This is a genomic window from Synechococcus sp. R6-7 (genome assembly GCF_047461695.1).
In the GTDB taxonomy this organism is placed as follows: domain Bacteria; phylum Cyanobacteriota; class Cyanobacteriia; order Thermostichales; family Thermostichaceae; genus Thermostichus.
On the sequence record NZ_JANSHS010000215.1, the window covers coordinates 1 to 1,941 of the forward strand.

At 63.1% G+C, this 1,941-nt stretch carries 2 protein-coding genes; one reads left to right on the plus strand and one right to left on the minus strand.

Features of this window, described 5'->3' with window-relative positions; translation table 11 throughout:
* Positions 1-467 (minus strand): aminotransferase class I/II-fold pyridoxal phosphate-dependent enzyme (locus NW815_RS07170; RefSeq protein ID WP_414415848.1); only part of this gene is annotated, 467 nt, incomplete at its 3' end.
* Between the two features lie 164 nt (positions 468-631).
* On the opposite strand from NW815_RS07170, the gene NW815_RS07175 reads away from it, so the two are divergent.
* Positions 632-1,645, plus strand: a complete 1,014-nt coding sequence (locus NW815_RS07175; protein ID WP_414415849.1) for a glycosyltransferase family 9 protein — start codon at positions 632-634, stop codon at positions 1,643-1,645.
* The last annotated feature ends 296 nt before the right edge of the window (positions 1,646-1,941 follow it).

Sequence of the window (1,941 nt, forward strand, 5' to 3'; positions counted from 1 at the left end):
GTCATGTTGGCCGCCTGCCCAAACAAATGCACCACCACCACCGCCTTGGTGCGGCAGGAGATGCTCTTTTCCAACAGTCGGGGGTCCAAGTTGAAGGTAGCAGGATCCACATCCACAAACACCGGACGCGCCCCCACCCGGCTGATGGCGGCAGCCGAGGCAAAAAAACTGAAGGCGCTGGTGAGCACCTCATCCCCCGCCTGGATGCCCAAAGCCTGCAAAGCCAGCACCAGGGCATCGGTGCCGGAATTGCAGCCGACGGCCTCCAAAGAGCCACCCCCCAAAAACTGGGCAAACTGCTCCTCAAAGCGCTGCACCGCCGCCCCGCCGATGTACTGGCCAGAGGCCAGCAGCGCTTCCAGCTGCGGCTGCAACAGCCCGGCCAAAGCGCGGTACTGCCCCGTCAAATCCAGCAGCGGAATCGGCTCCTCCGTCATGGTGCTGCCTTTGCAGAAGGTGGCGGCCACAGCCCATCATCGCGGATGAGAGCCTGGGTAGACAACGCTCTGGGCCAGCAGGGGGCTGGAACCGGTCTGCCCAGCCTGTCCTGAAGGTCTGCAATCTGAGATAGAGTAAGCGCGGGATGTCCTGAGCCAGGGATCCCTGGATACCGCTTTCTACAGGATGCTTTATGCAGGTGGCTTCTCGAGCAGTTGGCGGCACAGCGCCTTTGGCCCCCCGCCTTTTGGCTCTGGTGCCGGGGGGGATTGGTGACCAGATTTTGTTTTTCCCCGCCCTGGCCAGTTTGCGGCAGCGCTTCCCGGAGGCGGAGCTGGAGGTGCTGGTGGAGCCGCGGGCGGCGGCTGCCTACGAGGTTTGTCCTTCGGTGAGTCGGGTGCTGACTTTTCCGTTCAAAGAACAGCTGTCGTTGGGGGATCTCAGCGACCTGCTGGGGCGCATTCGGGAGCGGCAGTATGACGGGGTGCTGAGCCTGGGCCGAAGCTTGGGGGTCAAGCTGTTGTTGTGGCTGACCGGCATTCCCAAGCGGGTGGGCTATGCGCCGCCGGGGCCGGGGCGACCTTGGCTGACCGACCCGGTGCCCCTGAAGCCAGCCCAGTATGCGGCCCAGATGTACCACGACCTGGTGCAGGGGTTTGGCATTGCTGCGCCGGCGGGGTTGCCCCAGATTCGTCTGAAAAAAGCAGACCTGGAGTGGGCAGAGCAGGAACGCAAGCGCCTTTTGGGGGATGCCGCTCAAGATTATGTGCTGTTGCATCCGGGGGCCAGCCAGCTGTCGCAGGAGAAGGGAATTCAGAAGATCTATCCCTCTGCCAACTGGGTCAAGGTCATCAAGGGTTTTCGGGAGCAGCGGCCGGAGCTGCCGTTGGTGCTGGTGGTGGGGCCAGAGGATGAGCAGCTGGCGGAGGGCTTTCTGGCGCAACTGCCGGAGCTGCCGGTGAGCCGTCCTGTCCGGCTGGGGCAGCTGGCGGCCTTGATTGGTGGGGCAACGCTGCTGTTGTGCGCCGATAGCGCTCCCATGCATTTGGCGGTGGCGGTGCAGACGCCGCTGGTGGCGTTGTTTGGGCCCACCGACCCGCTGCGGCTGCTGCCTTCAGAGGGGCCGTTTCGGGCGGTCAAGGGGGCCGATGGGAAGGTGGAGTCGATTGCCCCCGAGCAAATTCTGCAGGTGATCTTTCCGGCCTAGAGCCAAGGTTTTCGTGGCAGCAACCCAGTCCAGTTTCTCTGCAGGCGGACCGAGAAGCCTTCTAGCCTGGGAGATGTGTCCCTGTCTGCTTTTAGCCGGCGGGAGAGCTTGCTTTGTCACCTTGGCTCTCCTAGGCTTGCTGGCGAGCGACCGTAAGGCAGTCAGCATTGCTGTTGACCGGGGGAACTTCTGCCCTCTTGGGGGAAAGGGGCTGGGGAAGTAGGGGATTCTCATGCGGACGAAGGGACTTGAACCCTTACGCCTTGCGGCACTAGATCCTAAGTCTAGCGCGTCTG